The sequence below is a fragment of the Paraglaciecola mesophila KMM 241 genome (genome assembly GCF_000315015.1).
Classification (GTDB): Bacteria; Pseudomonadota; Gammaproteobacteria; order Enterobacterales; family Alteromonadaceae; genus Paraglaciecola; species Paraglaciecola mesophila.
In genome coordinates, this window is record NZ_BAEP01000080.1 from 49,543 (window position 1) to 67,292 (window position 17,750).

Sequence of the window (17,750 nt, forward strand, 5' to 3'; positions counted from 1 at the left end):
GCACGTAATGTTAGAATCGATTCTACGTTTTTCGATAAAACGCAACCTGCTCATTTTTGTAATGGTATTGGGTTTTGCAGGACTGGGGATATGGAATTTCACCAATCTGCCTATAGACGCAGTACCGGATATTACCAATGTGCAGGTAATGATAAACACCGAAGCCCCTGGTTCTACACCCTTGGAAGTAGAGCAACGAGTGACTTACCCGTTAGAGAACGCCTTAGCCGGATTACCGGGTCTCACGTACACGCGCTCGGTGTCCCGTTATGGCCTGTCACAAGTTATTGCCATTTTTGATGATGATACCGATGTGTATTTTGCCCGCCAGTTAGTCAATGAACGCTTGTCTGCTGCCCGCGCCGAACTACCCTCAGGATTAGAGCCGCAGCTGGGGCCCATAGCAACGGGGTTGGGCGAGATTTTTATGTTTACTGTGGATGCTGAACCAGGGGCCACCAACGAAGATGGATCGCCAGTCACACCGATGGATTTACGTACCGTTCACGACTGGACCATTCGGCCACAATTGATGCGCGTACCCGGTGTGGTTGAAGTCAACCCTATCGGCGGGTATGAGCGTGAAATATTGGTCGGCTTTAAGCCTGACAAATTGTTGGCTTACGGGCTGACTCCAGCGGATGTTATCTCGGCGATTGAACAAAATAACAACAACCAAGGAGCAGGTTTTGTAGAGCAAAACGGTGCTCAATGGCTGTTAAGAATGCCTGGCCAGATAGAAGATTTGCAGGCACTTGGTGAAATCCCTTTGCGTAGCATAAACAGTGCTTCGATACGCATTAAAGACGTTGCTGATATCAGCAATGGTAAGGGCCTTAGAAACGGTGCAGCGACACAAAATGGTCGAGAAGTCGTTATGAGCACAGTATTCATGCTCATAGGTGAAAATAGCCGAACTGTTGCAAATGCTGTGGGTGAAAGACTCATAGAAATCAATGCCAGCTTACCTGAGGGAATTGTTGCAACGGCTGTATATGATCGCACCAAACTGGTTGATAAAACGTTACAAACTGTCACAACCAATCTGCTCGAAGGGGCGTTATTGGTTATTGTTGTTTTGTTTTTGCTGCTGGGCAGTTTTAGGGCTGCGTTCCTTACTGCGCTGGTCATCCCTTTCGCCATGCTTATGACCATTACCGGTATGGTGCAAAGTAATGTTAGCGCTAATCTGATGAGCTTGGGGGCACTGGACTTTGGTCTGCTGGTTGATGGTGCCATCATCATTGTTGAGAACTGTATGCGCCGCCTGAGTCAGGCTGGCTCTGCTAATCAAACTTTAGCTCTGAAAGAGAGGATGGAGTTGGTATTTGAGGCAACACGAGAGGTCATTCGGCCAGCGCTTTTTGGCGTGTTAATTATAACCGCTGTGTATCTGCCCATTTTTGCCCTCGAAGGTGTCGAAGGTAAAATGTTTCACCCTATGGCAATAACGGTTGTAATCGCATTACTGAGCGCGATGTTTCTGTCCATCACCTTTGTTCCAGCCATGATTGCATTGCTGTTTAAAAAACCGGTAAAAGAAAAACACAATCCTGTTATTCGCGGTGCAACAGCCGCTTATCGTCCAGCCCTAGCTTGGGTATTAAAAGGTAGATGGTTAGTAGTGATAGCCGCGAGCTTACTGATTATCTTGTTCGGTTATCAAGCTACACGCTTAGGTAGCGAGTTTGCACCGGATCTGGATGAAGGTGACATTGCCATGCATGCTTTACGAATTCCTGGTACATCCCTAAGTCAGGCTATAGCGTTGCAAGAGGTACTAGAAGAAAAAGTCAAACAAATGCCGGAAGTTGAACGGGTTTTTGCCAAAATAGGCACCGCAGATGTGGCAACAGATGCCGTTCCGCCCAGCGTGGCAGATAACTTTATTATCCTGAAACCTCGCGACCAGTGGCCTGATCCCAACAAGTCTAAGGAACAGGTGGTTGAAGAATTAGCCGCTATGGTTGCCCCGGTTCCGGGCAATCGCTATGAATTCTTGCAACCTATCCAAATGCGTTTTAATGAAATTCTTGCGGGGGTTCGAGCAGAGTTGGCCATTAAGGTATTTGGCGATGATTTTGACACCTTGGCTTTGATCGGTGGGGAGATTGAATCGGCGGTCAGTAATGTCGCAGGTATTGCCGATTTGCAGGTGGAGCGCACTACCGGACTACCCATGCTGACTATTGAACCTAAGCTTGAAAAGCTGGCGCAGTATGGCATTAGCAAGGCAGCAGTGCAGTCGCAACTGAGTACCGCAATGGGAGGTACTGTGGCAGGTAAGTTTTATCAAGGGGATATCCGCTCCGATATTGCGGTGCGTCTTGCTGAAGAATTACGCACAGACATAGATGGGCTTGCATATTTACCTATTCAATTACCTGACGGCCACGCTGTGCCACTGAAAGAACTGGCAACGCTGAATTTGGTAGACGGAGCCAGTCAAATAAATCGCGAAAACGGAAAACGTCGCATAGTGGTTACTGCGAACGTCAGAGGACGTGATTTAGGTAGTTTTGTGGCGGATATTCAGCAAGCCATTGGCAACAATGTCGACATTCCCGCCGGGAATTGGGTTGAGTACGGTGGTACTTATCAAAAGTTGCAATCGGCTTCCCAGCGACTCAGTGTGGTTGTGCCAATTACTCTGCTGATGATCATTGGTTTACTCATATTGGCACTTAGTTCATTTAAGGATGCCATGATCATATTTGCCGGTGTGCCCTTGGCTTTAACGGGAGGCATTGCTGCTTTGCTGTTGCGGGATATTCCGTTTTCCATTTCGGCTGCGGTAGGCTTTATTGCGCTATCGGGCATTGCCATTTTGAACGGATTGGTAATGGTATCCTTCATTCGCGAACTTCGTAAAGACAATGTCTCGCTGGATGAAGCCATTTTTGAGGGGGCTTTAACCCGTCTTCGCCCGGTATTGACCACGGCTTTGGTTGCCGCCCTGGGATTTGTGCCGATGGCACTTAATACCGGTATCGGGTCTGAGGTGCAGCGTCCACTGGCAACAGTGGTCATAGGGGGGATTATCTCATCGACCTTGTTAACACTGTTTGTTATACCTGCGTTGTATCGCATTTTACATATAGAAAAGGAGTCAATCTTGACCGAGTCTGAGATGATGGAGTCTGCCAATGCCAACTAATCTACTGAAATATAGCCTTGTTGTGATCTTCCTGTGTCTAACGGCACTGAGCCTGGACGCATTTGCCCACGGCGTCGATGATAGCACTCGCGCTTTTTTAGAACAGAATACTGGCGTGCAAATTGTGCCCTTTTTATATATCGGTGCCAAGCACATGATCACCGGTTATGACCATCTGTTGTTTCTGGTGGGCGTGATTTTCTTCCTCTACAAAAGCCGCGACGTACTGCTGTATGTCAGCATGTTCACACTAGGTCACAGTGTGACCTTATTATTAGGCGTACTGAGCGATATTCAAGTCAACGGTTATCTGATTGACGCCATCATTGGTCTGTCGGTGGTGTACAAGGGTTTTGATAACCTGGGCGGCTTTAAACGCTGTTTTAGCTGGCAACCGAATACCAAATTGGCCGTGTTGATTTTCGGACTGTTCCACGGTTTTGGCCTGGCGACCAAATTACAGGAATTTCAGTTGCCAGGAGATGGGCTGATCATTAACTTGCTCGCGTTTAATCTGGGGGTGGAGCTAGGGCAATTTGCGGCATTGGTATTTATCCTCATTGCCATCAATGCTTGGCGAAAACTACCGTCTTTCCAACGATTCTCCACATTAACCAATACGTTATTGATGAGTGGCGGACTCATGCTCATTGGTTACCAGCTCACCGGTTTTGTCATTAACTAATTAAAACGAGAAAAATATGCAACACACTGTAAGTACTAAAACGCTATTAAAAGCCAGCGCATCGGCCACCCTTGTGGCTATAGTGGCTTTGATTACCTTCATTTTACCTGCCGAGTACAACATCGACCCCACAGGCATTGGTCAGGAATTGGGCTTGACATTACTTACGGCGGCTGCAACGGAAGCGCCAAATGAATCAGCCCAAGTAGGGTCAGATGAATATCAGGTTATCGAGGTTGTTATACCTGCCGGACAAGGGGTAGAGTATAAATTCAATCTGCAACAATACGACAAAGTGACCTATGAATGGCTGACAGACGGCCCTTCGTTGTATTTTGATTTACACGGAGAACCACAAGGGGACACTACGGGATATTTTGAAAGCTACGCCATTGCTACGTTAAACGGCATGCAAGGTAGCTTTACGGCTCCTTTTGCTGGGTCGCATGGTTGGTATTGGAAAAATAAATCAGACCTGCCTATCAGTGTGCAGCTCATGGTGAAAGGACAGTATGAAGTGATTGGCCTTAAATAATAATCAAAGTAACCATAATTGGAGAAAAAAATGCAAAAACTACTATCTGTATTAGCAGTGTGTAGCACCATATTCTGTAGCAATGTTGCAGCACATAGTGATCATGGTGTTATTAGCGGTCAGGCTGCTATAAACATTGTTAGCAAGTCGTTGCCACAAATGACATTTAAGGAGTTTGGCTTTGAAGTGGGGAAGCTAGGTGCATCGTGGAAGCTGCTGACTTCATCAGATATGTCAGTCGTTAGTGTTGAAGACAGCTTTTATATTGTCAGCGCCAACAACACTGAAACAGAAAGTACGATCTACTTCCAGATCGCCAATAATGGGCAGGTGATGGATGTTACCCACAAAAACAATTTTTAAACCTAATGAGCCGGAAGACTTAACTATCTGCTGGTCAATTACTCTGTGAGGCTCCAAAATTAGTCATATTGAAGGAATATATACTAGCTGCTAGTTTGCTCACGATGGAGTGGCTCAGTAATTAGATAGACTATATCCCTTCATAGCCACATATTAATAAATAGAAATATTACTCAAATAATGTTTGTTCAAGATATTCTTCCATATACGTGGCATAACGGTTTAACTGGGTTTTATGACAGGATAGTTTTTAGACTGCCAAGCCCCTATAGAACCGAGGAATACCTTAACATTGTTGTAGCCTTTTGCTTGCAAGTACGCTGCGGCTACGGTAGCCCGAATACCACTTGCACACATGGTAATAAACTTATCGTCCGGCGATAGCGCACTAATTTTATCAGCTAAGTGCCCCAAAAAAATATGCTCACTGCTCTCAATATGGATGGGTTCATACTCAGTTATTTTCCTAACATCCAATAAGTGCCAATCATCATTTAGTAGCTGTTTAACTTGTTCAGCGTTGACTGCATCAATCGTGGAAAAACAGCTTCCTTTCGCTGCAACCATAGCCATATTAGTGGAAAAGTAGTGCTCAATATTATCAAATCCAATGCGAGCAAAATGCAGTGCGGCATAACGTGCCATATTTTGGTCGTCAGCAATGATGACGAGTTTATCATTAAGAGAGAATAACCACCCTGCATAGGCAGTAATCATATCAATTGGTAGACAGCAACTGTTGGAAATATGCGCACCTAGGTATGACTCGATGGGACGGACATCAATAAGTACGTAACCTTTTTGGTACATGTTTTTAAGTTGTTCGACTTGTACCGACGGAGTCATCTGAAAAGTTGTATGAGCTGGCGCACCTTGCATATTAAGTCGCTCCATGTCGGAAAAATATGGGGGGGTGTAATGATGCTCAGTAATTTTATGTTGTATAAATTCCGCTCGTTCGTTAATACCCATTAATGGATTATTCATAATTTCGTGCTGAACGGTTGAAAATTCACGTTCGGCCATGCCATCGCCACAAACTGAACCAGCGCCATGGGCTGGGTAGATAATTGACGCAGCAGCTTTTGCTTTAATCTTTTGCAGGCTGTCGTAAAGCAAACCAGCTACATGCTCATTTTCTTCTGGATAAAAATCCGTACGCCCCACATCCCCTACGAAAAGGGTATCCCCGGTAAAAATACCCACAGGCCCTTGGTCAAAATCATTATCAAACACTAAAATGCAAATACTATCCTTGGTATGCCCTGGCGTTTCAATTACTTCTAAGGTCAAGTTACCGATACGAACCTGATGTCCTTCTTTGACCGTAGTTGCGTATAAAACCTCACCATCGGCATTTGGCCCATGAAGTACCTCGGCGTCAACTAATTCAGAAAGTATCGGTGCCCCACTGATTAAGTCTTCATTACGGTGAGTTTCAATAATATGAGTTATGTCACATTCATTCTCTTGCGCAATATCAAGATATATATCGATATCTCGACGCGGGTCGATGACCACCGCCTTGTTTCCAGAGGCTACAAAATAAGAGAGATGTGCTAATCCAGAGGTCTTAATGGTTTGTATAAACATAAATATTTCCTCGGCTTGTGATTTGAGATAATAATTTTTGATTCAGTTTTAATTAAAGCAAATAAAGCAAAAATAATGCCTTACTAGGGGGAAGCTAATTGCCTGCACTATTGGTGCCCCACAGTACCGATAAATATCCTCAAGTTTGAGGGTAAGTAAGATGAGGGGCTGCTGGGAATGGTAACTTTTTCAATAGGTGGGATTTTTAATGTAAATATTACACCCTAACTTGGCGGGCATATGGCACATCCCTCGTATTCGTATACTCTCTGTGTAGTGGTCAAGTATTATTGGCCACAGTTTTATAGTAAAGCCAGTACCTTCTTTTTGACTCGTTTGGGCTTAAACCAGTATTGTACTGGTCACTACTCCAATTTATGACCAAAAATTTGTATCGGGTCAAAGAAAATATGAAGAAGTACTTAACCGCTATGAAATTAACGATAAGTCCACCCACTTAGTCCCTATCTGTTATAAAATGATAACTAATTTCACTTATCTAGCATAATAGCAATCGCTAAATGTTATTAAGAATATGCTCTGCATAACCGCTGGCTCAAACTTTCTCGAATGGCTGGCGTGAACTTTGCTTTAAATATTAAAATTACAAGTCAAGAGATAGAAATATGATGGAATCAATGGGTATGGGAATGATGGTAGGGATGGTCTTAGTTTGTTTGCTGGTAGTGGTTATTTTGGTTTTAAGTGGTATTGCCCTTATTAAATATTTACGTAATTAATCGTGGATATATTCTTACCGTTCCGACAGTTTCAGATATAGAAGATTACCTTGCATCTTTTAATTTTCCGCCGCGAGCAAAGGTTTGTGTTCAAATAAAATTGAATAGATATTAGCCAATATTTTGCAAACGCCAACGTGTTTAATTCTATTCTGAGGACTTGTTGTTTAATACCGAGTTCACATTTTCTTTTTCTAAGTACAGAATAAGTATATCGGGAGAATCAGTTGAAAAAACAGGTTTGCTTGCGACGTACGATACACAATCCAGAGATAAACTTATTACTCGTTTCTTTTCTCTTCAATTTTGTTTGGGAAATGTGGCAAATGCCTTACTATGTTGGATTCAACAGCCTAGATCACATGAGCGTCGTGCGCACATGTACGCAAGCGAGCTTAGGTGATGGTGTGATTAGTGTGTTGGCTTTTTGGAGTGGTGCAGTAATTGCTCGTTCTAGAGGTTGGATATATACGTTGCCTATTTCCTCAACGGTTACATATCTAGCCTCAGGAGTCGTTATCACTATTTTCATGGAATGGTTGGCAACTGAGATTTGGGATCGCTGGGAATACGCGTCAATAATGCCGGAACTTCCTATCTTAGGTACTGGAATGTTACCCATGTTACAGTGGTTGATTTTGCCTCCATTAATTTTATGGGTTGCTCGCCAACAGACTTTTACTAGTCAGTCGAAAGCAATTTGTTCCTGATGTCTCCTTTTTAATACCTCGGCTGAATGTTAAATTTTATGAGTGTTCCTTGATTGCAATTCAACCTTATGTTGTAGATCCCAGTAATAGATTTCATAACATACCAATAGAAATATGAGTTGTTTACTTACATATATTTAACTAACTATCTTCAATTAATAAAGCATTTGGATTCAGCACCACTTTGCTAACGTCGTTTAGATCGCCGCGCAGTAAAACGCTATTTTTTGTTTTGGATACGATATCAATTTTATGAAATTTAATTTCCCCGTTAATCACACCAACTACTGCATCATGGCCATTATGGTAACTAATAGCTGAAAGGGGGGCTTTCCAAACTTTATTTATCTTCGAGCCTGCAGATAATTTTAAAGAAACCGCCCCCCGCAATCCTGCGGGTAAATTATAGTCACTATTATCTATTTCGGCTTCCACTAACATGGTACCTGATTGCTCATCTACCGCCCGTGACAACCGCGTGATATGTCCTTTGACAGACAGATTTTGGTACCCAGTAAAATTAGCTAACACCTCATCTCCCACTGCTATATTTCTAATTTCAATTTGTGGAACACGAATATTGAGACGCAATCGTATCGTATTTGCAATTTCAAAAAAGTAACGTTCTTTTTGCCAAGCATCCGCACTGGCAAGATCTCCAACTTCCAGTCTTTTTGCCACTATATATCCAGCAAAAGGTGCCCGTATATCTAGAAAAGACTGACGTGAAAGATTTCCTTCCAATTCAGCTTTTAAACTAGCGATTCTAGCTTGTGCTCTTGATACTAAGATACGTAGACGATCCAGTTCTGAACTACTCACTAAATTATCAGTTACTAGCTGCTCAGCCCGCTTAAAATTTAATTGATTGAGTTCTAACTCCGACTCCACTTCGTTTATATCAGCCAATATCTTTTTTTCTTGGGCGATGAGTTGCGGATTATCGATCGTGGCCAATATTTCATTTTTTTCTACCTTATCTCCTATATCTGCATATCGAGCTGTGATGAACCCGGATACTCGAGAAAATAATCTCGCAGACTGGAGTGGTTGAGAAAGCATGGGTAGGATTACCGTCCGCTCAATATTTACAATTTCTAATTCAGCGGTTTGCAATAGACGATTTATTGATTGTCGTTCGGAGATGTTAGGTTTTTGGAATGACTCCTTTGGGCTAGCTACGGTCAGCGCGCTAACACATAACAAACCAATACAACAAAACAGATCTATTCGTACTTTATTAATTAAATGAGACAAGTGTATTTTCCTCGCGGTCTTTAAAAAGAGATTTTTTCCGGAAACTAAGTATTAATGGGACCAAAGTGAGCGTGGCAGGGGTCCCTAGCAATAGTCCACCGATTACAGCTCTGGCTAACGGGGCATTCTGTTCAGAGCCTTCACCTAAGGCCATGGCCATAGGTATCATCCCCATGAGCATCGCTGTCGCTGTCATTAACACTGGCTTAAAGCGAGTCTGGATGGCACTTATTGCGGCCTCATTAGCTGACTTATTTAATAGCATTTCAGTCCTTGCGAAACTTACCACAAGTACACTATTTGCTGTCGTGACTCCCATAACCATAATCATCCCCATAAACGCGGACACACTAAGAGGGGTTTGAGAGATAATAAGCGCAAGAATTGCGCCAGTAATAGCGAGTGGCATAGCACTTAAAGCGACCAATGGAAGTGCCCAGGACTGGAAGTTGACGCTCATAAGTAGATAAACAAACAACGCAGCCATAATCATTCCCGTAGCGAGATTTTTATAAGCATCCAACATGTCTTTTGCCTGACCATCTACAACGATAATGTTTCCCGGTTTTAGTTCGTTGCTGAATTGCTTAATCAGGGCGGCAACATCGTCATAGACCCCTCCTAAATCTCGTTTATCTACGCCAACTAAAATGCTAACCACAGGTGCAAGCATACGTCGCTCTATCTTAGCGGGGCGAGTTCGCTCTTTTACAGTGACAACATTTCGTAGTATTACATTGCCGTCGGTGGAGGACTTTATCGGAATATTTAAAAGGGAATTCAATGAATCCATCCGGTGGGGCGGGATCTGGGCGGCAACGATGTAGCTGATACCACTGTTTGCCCAACTGTTCGGATAATATGCTGCGCTAGAACTTAGACTTACCAAAAGAGCTTGGCTGATATCAGCAATACTTACTCCTAGCTGTGCGGCACGAACACGATTTACACTGATATTCAGGTCTGGCCACGCCATTATTTGGCCAATCATGACATCAACCGCTCCGTTAATGGATTTAATTTCTTTAATTAATTTTTTGGCAAGCTGGCTATTTCCTGTCATATCCCGTCCAGTAATATTAATTTCAATTGCAGAGTCCGCTGTGCCGTTCAGTGTTTGAGAGATAATATCCGCAGGCCGGAATATGAAATCATAGTTTGGGTATCGCGTTTTGAGCTGCTGCCTTATTTCGCGAATGTAATCCTCGGTTGGCGAATGGCCTGGATTCAGTTGAATGAGCATTTCGCCTTCGGAAGATGCGCTGATCATCGAGTTAATCCAGGTTCGATTTATAGGGTCGGGTGGGCCTATATTTTCTACGATAGCTTGGATTTCGCTCTCAGGGATCACATTACGGATCAGCCGCTGGACATTAGCAAACTGTTTTGCGGTTTCCTCAAGTCGACTTCCACTTGCTACTCGTAAATGCAGTCGAATACCTCCAGCATCGGATTTGGGGAAATAATCTCTACCTAGTATAGACATTGACCCTATAACGACAGCTACGACGACTAAAAAAAGAATGGCGATAACGGCGCGCCGATAAGGCATTAGCTTTTTGATATTCGCGATATGCAGTACAATAATATGTCCCAGATTTTTTTCTATTCGATGATGTATCCGCATTAATATTGAAGTATGGGTTGCCCTGTGTTTACGTTCATTTGGTAATAGCATAAATGCCAATGTAGGTACCAACGTTCGTGACAGAAAAAACGAAGCGACCATCGATAACAACACAGCAAGTGCCAGAGGTTCAAATACAAACGAACTCACCCCTCCCAACAAAAAGATAGGTATGAGCACAATACAAATACTCAAGGTAGAAATGAATTCTGGAAATATGACCTGACTGGCACTGTCAATTATTGCTTGTCTGACCGACTTTCCACAATCGATGTTTCGGTTAATATTCTCAATTTCTACAAGGGCATTATCGACGAGAATACCAATTGCCAGACCAAGCCCGCCGAGGGTCATTATATTAAGCGTGTAGCCCAGTGCAATTAGGCCCGTTAATGATGTTAATAGTGCAAGCGGAATGGAAATTAGTACAATGACTGTACTTCGTACACTTCCCAGAAACAGTAATACGACAACTGATACTAACCCCGCCACCAATAAAGCTTCGGTGAGTACGGCATTGCGAGATGCCAATACGAACCTAGACTGATCAAAAATCGGGGTAATACTTAGACCTTCAGGCGCATCATTCCTAATCTGAGGTAATCGGCTCTGGATTTCATTTATGATGTCTACGGTTGATGCTTGACCAAGTTTAAGTACGGATACTATTACGCCTGCCTGTCCACCCACTCGCGCCATACTTGTTGCCACAGCCCCGCCGTCACGTATCTCCGCAACGTCTTTTAATTGAATGAGACTGCCTTCAGTATATTTTAAGGGAATGGCTTCAAAGTCGGTCACACTCTCAGGACTGGCATTTGTTGAGACGGTAAATTCCATTTTATCTTCTCGTAAAACCCCTGAGGGTAAGGTTACATTTTGTTTATAGATTGCGTCAGCGACGTCTCGGGCAGTAAGCCCATAGACCTGTAGGCGATCGGGATTTATATCAATCATCAACTGCCGTGGTGCCCCGCCAAATGGTAAACTTAGACGTAATCCAGGTATAGATTGTATTTTCCGCCTAAGTCTTAAGCGCGCATAATCGTATAATTGGGATTGCGTCATACTATTGGACGATATCGCTAGTTGAAGGATCGGCACACTGGATGTGGTGTAATTCACTACTAATGGAGGGGTCATTCCAGCGGGCAGGCGCTTTAGAATGGTTTGCGAAACGCCGGTGATTTGTGTCAACGCTTTTTCGATCGAAGCGTCTGGGTGAAATTCCACACGAATCAAAGAATAACCATTACCATTTTCTGATGTCACTTGCTTCACATCATCTACGTTATTCATGATTGCTATTTCACTGAAGGACGATATTTTTGCAGCCATGTCGCCTGCACTGAGTCCTGGATACGTCCACATAACGTTGACGTATGGTATGTCAATTGACGGCAATATATCAGTAGACATCTGCTGCATAGCCCGCCCACCAATCAATATGAGCAATAGAACGAAAGCGCCAATAGTGTAACGCTGACGTAAAGCAAATTTAACTATCCACACAGGTTTTTACCTTCTTTAAACGGTGATTGTGGACAAATGCTATGTCCGTCATACTTTTTGGTAACTTTTTTATCGATAGTGAATAATATATAAGCTGGATTAAAATCAGATTAAAGTTCTGAAATGGAACTTAGGACGTTTACCCCCTCGGCTTACTCATTTTTTTTTAAAGGTCCAAAAATTTGATGTAGTACAGACTCGGGTGGCAGACCTCTTTGCTTTTTGACCGCACCGGTAGTGTCGCGATAAAAGGTAGCGGGTGTTGCGCTAACACCTAAATCAATCATGGCTTGATGATTTTCTGCTAATTTTTTATTTATTTCAGAGGAGGGGGACTCAATAGCTTTTAGCTCGGGGAATAAATTTCCTGCTTCATGTTTATTCAATATGTTTGCTGGATCGCTTGCGGAAAGAATGGCTGCTGCTTTCCCCAGACTGTCTGCTTTTAGGATCCCGACTATTATATGGCGAAGCTGAACGTGACCATTTTCAACCCAAGGTCTAGCATTTTTCCAAAGTTTTTTACAATACGGACAATTGGGATCAGTGAATGTATAAATTATACGGTTTGCAAAGGGCGAACCATCCGCAATCCAGTGGGTGGACTTGAGTAATTTCCAATCGTTCGTGCTCTTGGGGCCGGTAATGTAAGCTTGCATCGCTTGCTCACCTATGTTATTGCCTTTAGCGTCTAACATGGAGCCAGTAAACAAATATTTGTCGTCAGCAGTTACATATAAAGTGACAACCTGACCTTTGAAATCGGCTACAAAGCCTTTAATATCTCCAGGGGCTTCGAATTGGTTGACAATTTTTCCGCCTTGTTTATCGACCAATTTAAGAGGTTCCGGCAGAGCAGTCACCTTTCCGAGCACCGATGGAGCAAAAAGTAAGATAGTCACTAATGCGATGGATTTCATGTCTTTTCCTTATTCTGAATGTCAGTTTCGTTGAGTAGATGTAAATAATGCGCCAGACTAGCGTGTGTTAACTCTCCCGTGTGACTTGAGACTAGTTTTCCGTTTGTATTGAAGAAAAGCGTCGTAGGTAAACCAGCAGCACCAGACGCTCGACTTAACTGGCTAGCTTTGTCATAGAAAACATTTTTAATACTTAAGCTTTGTGATTTTAAAAAGTATTGTGCGGTCGGTGGATTCTCCCCTTGATTTACGAACAAGAAATTTACGGATGAATGTTGTTTTTGCGCGTCTTCAAGAACAGGCATTTCTTTACGACAAGGGGGACACCAAGACGCCCAATAATTTATAACAACGGGCTTCCCATGGAAGTTTTGCAGGTTGACTTGCATTCCATGGCTATCGTGCACTGGAATACTCGGTATACCAGCGTCAGGACTATAGATACGTGCGGCGAAAAGTATAGGTAGAACCACACATAATGTAGCTATACTTGCTTGTAAATAGATACGGGTAATGTTGCGTCGGCCACGGGATGAAGCAATAAGAATAAAAATACCAACAATCCAGCCATAATAGGAGAGAAAACCGCCATCTCGAATATTAAGCATTTGCCACCAATCTTCTTGATATATCGACCATAGCTTTAGGATGAACGCTAATCTAGCGATGATTAACCCACCCACTATAGCGCTAATTAGCCCATTAATAACATGTGTATTGTCAGCATTTTTTCGAGTGATCCAGTGTGTTATCACCCAGAATACGGCAATACCTATAAATGTTATTAGCAACGACACCTGCATCGCAAAAGGCCCGATCGAAATACTTAACATGTATTATTTTTTCTTCTTTTTCTAAAAATTCACGTCAGGATGACGTCAGCGGATTAAGTGAATATGAAGAGAAGGTGGTTCCTTTAGAATCACTGCTTAGCCACTTTTTAATGCTTGTTCATGGCGAGGATCCCATTGTATCCTTCGGCCAAAATAAAATACTTCATAGAGAGTGCAATTTATGCATATTTTGTTAGTTGAAGATGATGATGTTATTGCCGATGCGATCGTGACATATTTAATAACTGAAGGGATGGCAATGGATCATGTGAGTACGATCAGCGCGGCAGAGACGTTTGTTCAGGCTAGCCATTTTGATATGTGTATACTCGACCTGAATCTACCAGATGGAGATGGGATTAACTGGTTGCTTTGGCTACGCCGACAAAAATATTTTTTACCTGTTTTAATTCTTACTGCCAGAAACGGAATTGATGACAAAGTTGCGGGTCTCAAAAAAGGGGCTGATGACTACCTTCTGAAACCGTTTGATCTTCGAGAATTGTTAGCCAGGCTTATAAGTTTGCAGCGTCGCGCAACTAACCGGCTAACAAACTTCATTCACCACGGTCAACTTCAATACGATATTGAAAATCGCCGAGCTGAGTTAAATGGAATACAGGTTTCCCTATCTCGCTGCGAAGATTTACTACTGGTTACACTCTTAAATAATCCGAGTCGCATTATCACTGAGAGCCAACTTAAAGATGTGCTATATGGGGTCTCGGATGATGTGGCTAGTAATGCTCTGAATGTTCATATTTATAATTTGCGCAAAAAATTAGGTACCAAAGCCGTTGAAACTGTACGAGGGTTCGGTTTTAGATTGGGGAAAATCGAAACTGTTCCATCATGAGTTTACGTTTACGTCTAACGATATTAATTGCAGCCGTTTTTCTCGGATTTTGGTTAATATCAAGTATTTGGTTGATTACAGGATTGCGCAGTGAGTTAGATATAGCCTTAGACCAACGTTTGCAGTCTACCGCTACCATGCTAAGTAATATTATAGCTACTGTACCGCAGGATGCATTAGGGGAAACTATTCCGTCGATTATGGAGGGAAATGAACTGGGGAATGCTAAAGGTTTGTCGTGCCAAATTAGCTCATTGCACGGGTCCGTCATCGTCAGCAGTCATAAAGACTATTTTCCCATTAATACTGATTTGAAAGAAGGATTTGCTTTATTAAGTTCCGATAATTCACAATGGCGTACCTACGCCTTGCGAACAAATAAATTTGTGATTACGATCGCGGATAAAATAAGTGAACGAGAATCCCTTCACTTTAATCTGTTAAAAAGTACTCTTATCCCGCCAGCAATAGCACTTCTCGTTTCCTTGGCTTTGCTTTGGATAGCAGTAGGAAGAGGACTGTTACCTATTGGAAAACTCGCGTTTGCAGTAGCAAAACGGGGTCGAGATGACTTGTCTCCAGTACGTCTGGATAAACCTTCCCGAGAACTACAACCATTAATAATAAGTCAGAATGCGTTAATGGCTCGTTTATCTGATGGAATTGCGCGCGAACAGCAGTTTACCAATAACGCCGCGCATGAACTTAGGACCCCGCTGACAGGAATCCTAACTCAAATTCAGCTAGCAGAGCTATCACCAGTAGTAGGGCGAGATAAAGCCCTTGCACAAGCAAAAAAAAGTGCACACCGTCTAAATACAATATTAGATAATCTACTCGCCTTAGCACGTGTCGAATCTGAAATGCCCTTGTCTTCTGTTGAGGCTTGGTCGTTAGAGGAAATATTCAATAGTATTAAACAGGAAGTTGCCTTGGGGGACGAGCGTATTAGATATATGGTAAGCACAGATCAAGAAATTACATTTATCGCCTTACCATTAATAGCCATCGTATGTCGGAATTTAATCGAAAATGCGCTGAAATACGGTGAGCAGGAGACGCCTATTTCGGTATTCGCTCAATCCTCATCCAGTGGGATAAAAATAGAAGTAAAAAACACGGGTAAAGTTTGTGCTGTGGATATTCCGCATATGACGTCTCGATTCTGGCGAAAAGGTGGAACGAAAGGAGCTGGTTTAGGATTATCAATAGTGAATGCGATTGCAATTAAATATAAGGGGTCACTGGTATTTAAAAACAAATATCCGAATTTCATTGTCACCTTTTATCTTCCTATTTGATTTCATTGAATAGGGAGCCTAGTGATTTAATGTTTCTGATGCCCATCACATGAATATGAGGTTAAATTACCCTTTAGGAACATGATTATATTTGGAGGCTGATTTTTAATCCTCATAACCTATTGTCAAATACTCTTTCTATCATACTTTAAATCGTATTTTAGACATTGCAGGGGATTGTGCTAAGCAGAGTCTGTACTGTCTTTGTATCAATGTCCGGTACTGACCACAGATATTGCGCTTGATATAACTATTTTAAGTAACTTTTAAGTATAGAAATAACGTCTTCTACTTCGCCCAATCGTTGTTCTTTAGTTAAATCCTCCCCTCCTAAATGTTCTCTCAAGTGCTCTTCCAATACTTCTTTCATAAGTCCATTTACAGCTCCCTTAATCGCTGCAACTTGCTGTAAAATTGCCATACAATCTGATTCCTTTTCGAGCGCAAGCTCTATAGCAACTGATTGCCCTTTTATTCGTCTAACACGACTTAATAGCTTTTTTTTACTCACGGCAGTATGTGACATAAATTACTTTTACCCATAGATTTCCCTTACTTGAAAATTAGTATACTGGGGTATAGTATAAATTAAAAGATGGAATTAGCCAAACAGCATAATACATTTACTTAGGGTATCTAATGAAAAGTGATAATAGTATTCAGTGGGTTCACTCTCATGATTTTGGTATTGACAGTGAACTCGATGAAAAAAAGATAAAAATAGTTTTTTGGTTAACAACCGTCATTATGGTGCTTGAAATTGGAGCTGGTACTTGGTCAGGTTCAATGGCACTTCTGGCTGATGGGTGGCATATGGGAACTCACTCAGCAGCATTTCTAATTGCCATTTTTGCTTATGCATATGCTAAGAAACACGCAAATAATAAAGATTTCAGTTTTGGTACGGGGAAGGTCAATTCCCTAGGTGGCTTTGCCAGTGCTATTGCATTAGTAATTGTTGCTTTGATGATGATCATAGAATCTGTTCAGCGACTTTTGGAGCCACAATCAATTCATTTTAATGAGGCTATCGTTGTTGCAATCATCGGCTTAATTGTCAACTTTGCATCAGTTTATATCTTACATGACGATCATCATCATGGAGGACATGATCATAGCCACCACGATCATAATATTAAAGCCGCGTATTTCCATGTATTAGCTGACACACTTACCTCAGTACTGGCAATTTTAGCTTTATTATTAGGTAAATATTATGGTTTAACCTGGATGGATCCTTTAATGGGGATTGTTGGTGCTCTCGTAATATCAAAATGGTCTTATGGCTTAATTAAAGAATCCAGTGAAATACTTCTAGATAAATCTATTGATATCTCAACGCTAGGGAAGATATCTGATGCAATTAATGAAAATAATGCGATCATTAATGATATTCATGTCTGGAAAATAGCTAGCTCACATCAAGCTGCTATTTTGGCTATATCATCGAACGAACCATTAAACCCAGAACAATACAAAATTATTCTTAAGAAGTTTTTACCTAACCTTTCTCATATTTCTATAGAAATAAACTAGCCGTTGACGATTACTTTAAAATAAAAGAGGTACGTATGAGTCACAAAGAATTACACCGCTCAAACCGGGTAGGATGGCTAAGGGCCGCTGTGTTAGGTGCCAATGACGGCATTGTATCTACTGCT

The 17,750-nt window shown here is 42.2% G+C and carries 14 protein-coding genes and 1 pseudogene; 9 read left to right on the top strand and 6 right to left on the bottom strand.

Annotated elements, in window-relative coordinates; translation table 11 throughout:
• The first annotated feature begins 7 nt into the window (after nucleotides 1-7).
• The 4 genes from GMES_RS20545 to GMES_RS20560 are packed head-to-tail and all read left to right on the top strand — an operon-like array spanning nucleotide 8 to nucleotide 4,740.
• On the top strand, nucleotides 8-3,157 hold the full coding sequence (locus tag GMES_RS20545) for an efflux RND transporter permease subunit (RefSeq protein ID WP_006994744.1): 3,150 nt from the start codon (nucleotides 8-10) through the stop codon (nucleotides 3,155-3,157).
• Nucleotides 3,147-3,842: a HupE/UreJ family protein gene (locus tag GMES_RS20550; RefSeq protein ID WP_006994745.1), complete on the top strand. Its 696-nt coding sequence runs from the start codon at nucleotides 3,147-3,149 to the stop codon at nucleotides 3,840-3,842. The genes GMES_RS20545 and GMES_RS20550 overlap by 11 nt, the downstream gene beginning before the upstream one ends.
• 16 nt (nucleotides 3,843-3,858) lie before the next feature.
• The gene (locus GMES_RS20555; protein ID WP_006994746.1) at nucleotides 3,859-4,377 is read left to right on the top strand and encodes a hypothetical protein; all 519 of its coding nucleotides are present in this window, start codon (nucleotides 3,859-3,861) and stop codon (nucleotides 4,375-4,377) included.
• A 30-nt stretch (nucleotides 4,378-4,407) separates the two neighbouring features.
• Entirely contained in the window at nucleotides 4,408-4,740 is a 333-nt protein-coding gene (locus GMES_RS20560) for a DUF6488 family protein (RefSeq protein ID WP_006994747.1), read from the top strand.
• Nucleotides 4,741-4,962: 222 nt separating this feature from the next.
• Here the strand turns inward: GMES_RS20560 and GMES_RS20565 are convergent, their stop codons facing one another.
• Nucleotides 4,963-6,333: an MBL fold metallo-hydrolase gene (locus GMES_RS20565; RefSeq protein ID WP_006994748.1), complete on the bottom strand. Its 1,371-nt coding sequence runs from the start codon at nucleotides 6,331-6,333 to the stop codon at nucleotides 4,963-4,965.
• A gap of 967 nt (nucleotides 6,334-7,300) precedes the next feature.
• On the opposite strand from GMES_RS20565, the gene GMES_RS20570 reads away from it, so the two are divergent.
• Nucleotides 7,301-7,783 (top strand): hypothetical protein, encoded by a 483-nt coding sequence (locus GMES_RS20570; protein ID WP_226990353.1) that lies wholly within the window; start codon nucleotides 7,301-7,303, stop codon nucleotides 7,781-7,783.
• 141 nt (nucleotides 7,784-7,924) lie between these two features.
• On the opposite strand, the gene GMES_RS20575 is transcribed toward GMES_RS20570, so the two are convergent.
• From GMES_RS20575 to GMES_RS20590, 4 genes are all read right to left on the bottom strand, one after another.
• A complete protein-coding gene (locus GMES_RS20575) occupies nucleotides 7,925-9,040 on the bottom strand; it encodes an efflux RND transporter periplasmic adaptor subunit (RefSeq protein ID WP_039987929.1) in 1,116 nt (371 codons plus the stop codon).
• A complete protein-coding gene (locus tag GMES_RS20580; protein ID WP_006994752.1) occupies nucleotides 9,024-12,179 on the bottom strand; it encodes an efflux RND transporter permease subunit in 3,156 nt (1,051 codons plus the stop codon). The genes GMES_RS20575 and GMES_RS20580 overlap by 17 nt, the downstream gene beginning before the upstream one ends.
• Nucleotides 12,180-12,331: 152 nt before the next feature.
• Nucleotides 12,332-13,099 carry a thiol:disulfide interchange protein DsbG gene (gene dsbG, locus GMES_RS20585; protein WP_006994753.1) on the bottom strand — a complete coding sequence of 256 codons (768 nt, stop codon included), beginning with the start codon at nucleotides 13,097-13,099 and terminating at the stop codon, nucleotides 12,332-12,334.
• On the bottom strand, nucleotides 13,096-13,932 hold the full coding sequence (locus GMES_RS20590) for a TlpA disulfide reductase family protein (RefSeq protein WP_006994754.1): 837 nt from the start codon (nucleotides 13,930-13,932) through the stop codon (nucleotides 13,096-13,098). Before GMES_RS20590 ends, dsbG begins: the two co-directional genes overlap by 4 nt.
• Nucleotides 13,933-14,113: 181 nt before the next feature.
• On the opposite strand from GMES_RS20590, the gene GMES_RS20595 reads away from it, so the two are divergent.
• A complete protein-coding gene (locus tag GMES_RS20595; protein ID WP_006994755.1) occupies nucleotides 14,114-14,788 on the top strand; it encodes a response regulator in 675 nt (224 codons plus the stop codon).
• Nucleotides 14,785-16,089, top strand: a complete 1,305-nt coding sequence (locus tag GMES_RS20600) for a histidine kinase dimerization/phospho-acceptor domain-containing protein (RefSeq protein WP_006994756.1) — start codon at nucleotides 14,785-14,787, stop codon at nucleotides 16,087-16,089. Before GMES_RS20595 ends, GMES_RS20600 begins: the two co-directional genes overlap by 4 nt.
• A 250-nt stretch (nucleotides 16,090-16,339) precedes the next feature.
• Here the strand turns inward: GMES_RS20600 and GMES_RS20605 are convergent, their stop codons facing one another.
• Nucleotides 16,340-16,615 carry a metal/formaldehyde-sensitive transcriptional repressor gene (locus tag GMES_RS20605; protein ID WP_039987932.1) on the bottom strand — a complete coding sequence of 92 codons (276 nt, stop codon included), beginning with the start codon at nucleotides 16,613-16,615 and terminating at the stop codon, nucleotides 16,340-16,342.
• A 113-nt stretch (nucleotides 16,616-16,728) separates the two neighbouring features.
• On the opposite strand from GMES_RS20605, the gene dmeF reads away from it, so the two are divergent.
• Both dmeF and GMES_RS22900 read left to right on the top strand, forming a co-directional pair.
• Nucleotides 16,729-17,625 (top strand): CDF family Co(II)/Ni(II) efflux transporter DmeF, encoded by an 897-nt coding sequence (gene dmeF / locus GMES_RS20610; protein ID WP_006994758.1) that lies wholly within the window; start codon nucleotides 16,729-16,731, stop codon nucleotides 17,623-17,625.
• Nucleotides 17,626-17,660: 35 nt separating this feature from the next.
• A pseudogene (locus GMES_RS22900) lies at nucleotides 17,661-17,750 on the top strand (VIT1/CCC1 transporter family protein); the annotation flags it as partial.

Bases quoted from the DNA above. Each gene is read 5' to 3' on its own strand.
- GMES_RS20545 (WP_006994744.1), top strand. From the start codon at position 8: ATGTTAGAATCGATTCTACGTTTTTCGATAAAACGCAACCTGCTCATT.
- GMES_RS20550 (WP_006994745.1), top strand. From the start codon at position 3,147: ATGCCAACTAATCTACTGAAATATAGCCTTGTTGTGATCTTCCTGTGT.
- GMES_RS20555 (WP_006994746.1), top strand. From the start codon at position 3,859: ATGCAACACACTGTAAGTACTAAAACGCTATTAAAAGCCAGCGCATCG.
- GMES_RS20560 (WP_006994747.1), top strand. From the start codon at position 4,408: ATGCAAAAACTACTATCTGTATTAGCAGTGTGTAGCACCATATTCTGT.
- GMES_RS20565 (WP_006994748.1), bottom strand. From the start codon at position 6,333: ATGTTTATACAAACCATTAAGACCTCTGGATTAGCACATCTCTCTTAT.
- dsbG (WP_006994753.1), bottom strand. From the start codon at position 13,099: ATGAAATCCATCGCATTAGTGACTATCTTACTTTTTGCTCCATCGGTG.
- GMES_RS20590 (WP_006994754.1), bottom strand. From the start codon at position 13,932: ATGTTAAGTATTTCGATCGGGCCTTTTGCGATGCAGGTGTCGTTGCTA.
- GMES_RS20595 (WP_006994755.1), top strand. From the start codon at position 14,114: ATGCATATTTTGTTAGTTGAAGATGATGATGTTATTGCCGATGCGATC.
- GMES_RS20600 (WP_006994756.1), top strand. From the start codon at position 14,785: ATGAGTTTACGTTTACGTCTAACGATATTAATTGCAGCCGTTTTTCTC.
- GMES_RS20605 (WP_039987932.1), bottom strand. From the start codon at position 16,615: ATGTCACATACTGCCGTGAGTAAAAAAAAGCTATTAAGTCGTGTTAGA.
- dmeF (WP_006994758.1), top strand. From the start codon at position 16,729: ATGAAAAGTGATAATAGTATTCAGTGGGTTCACTCTCATGATTTTGGT.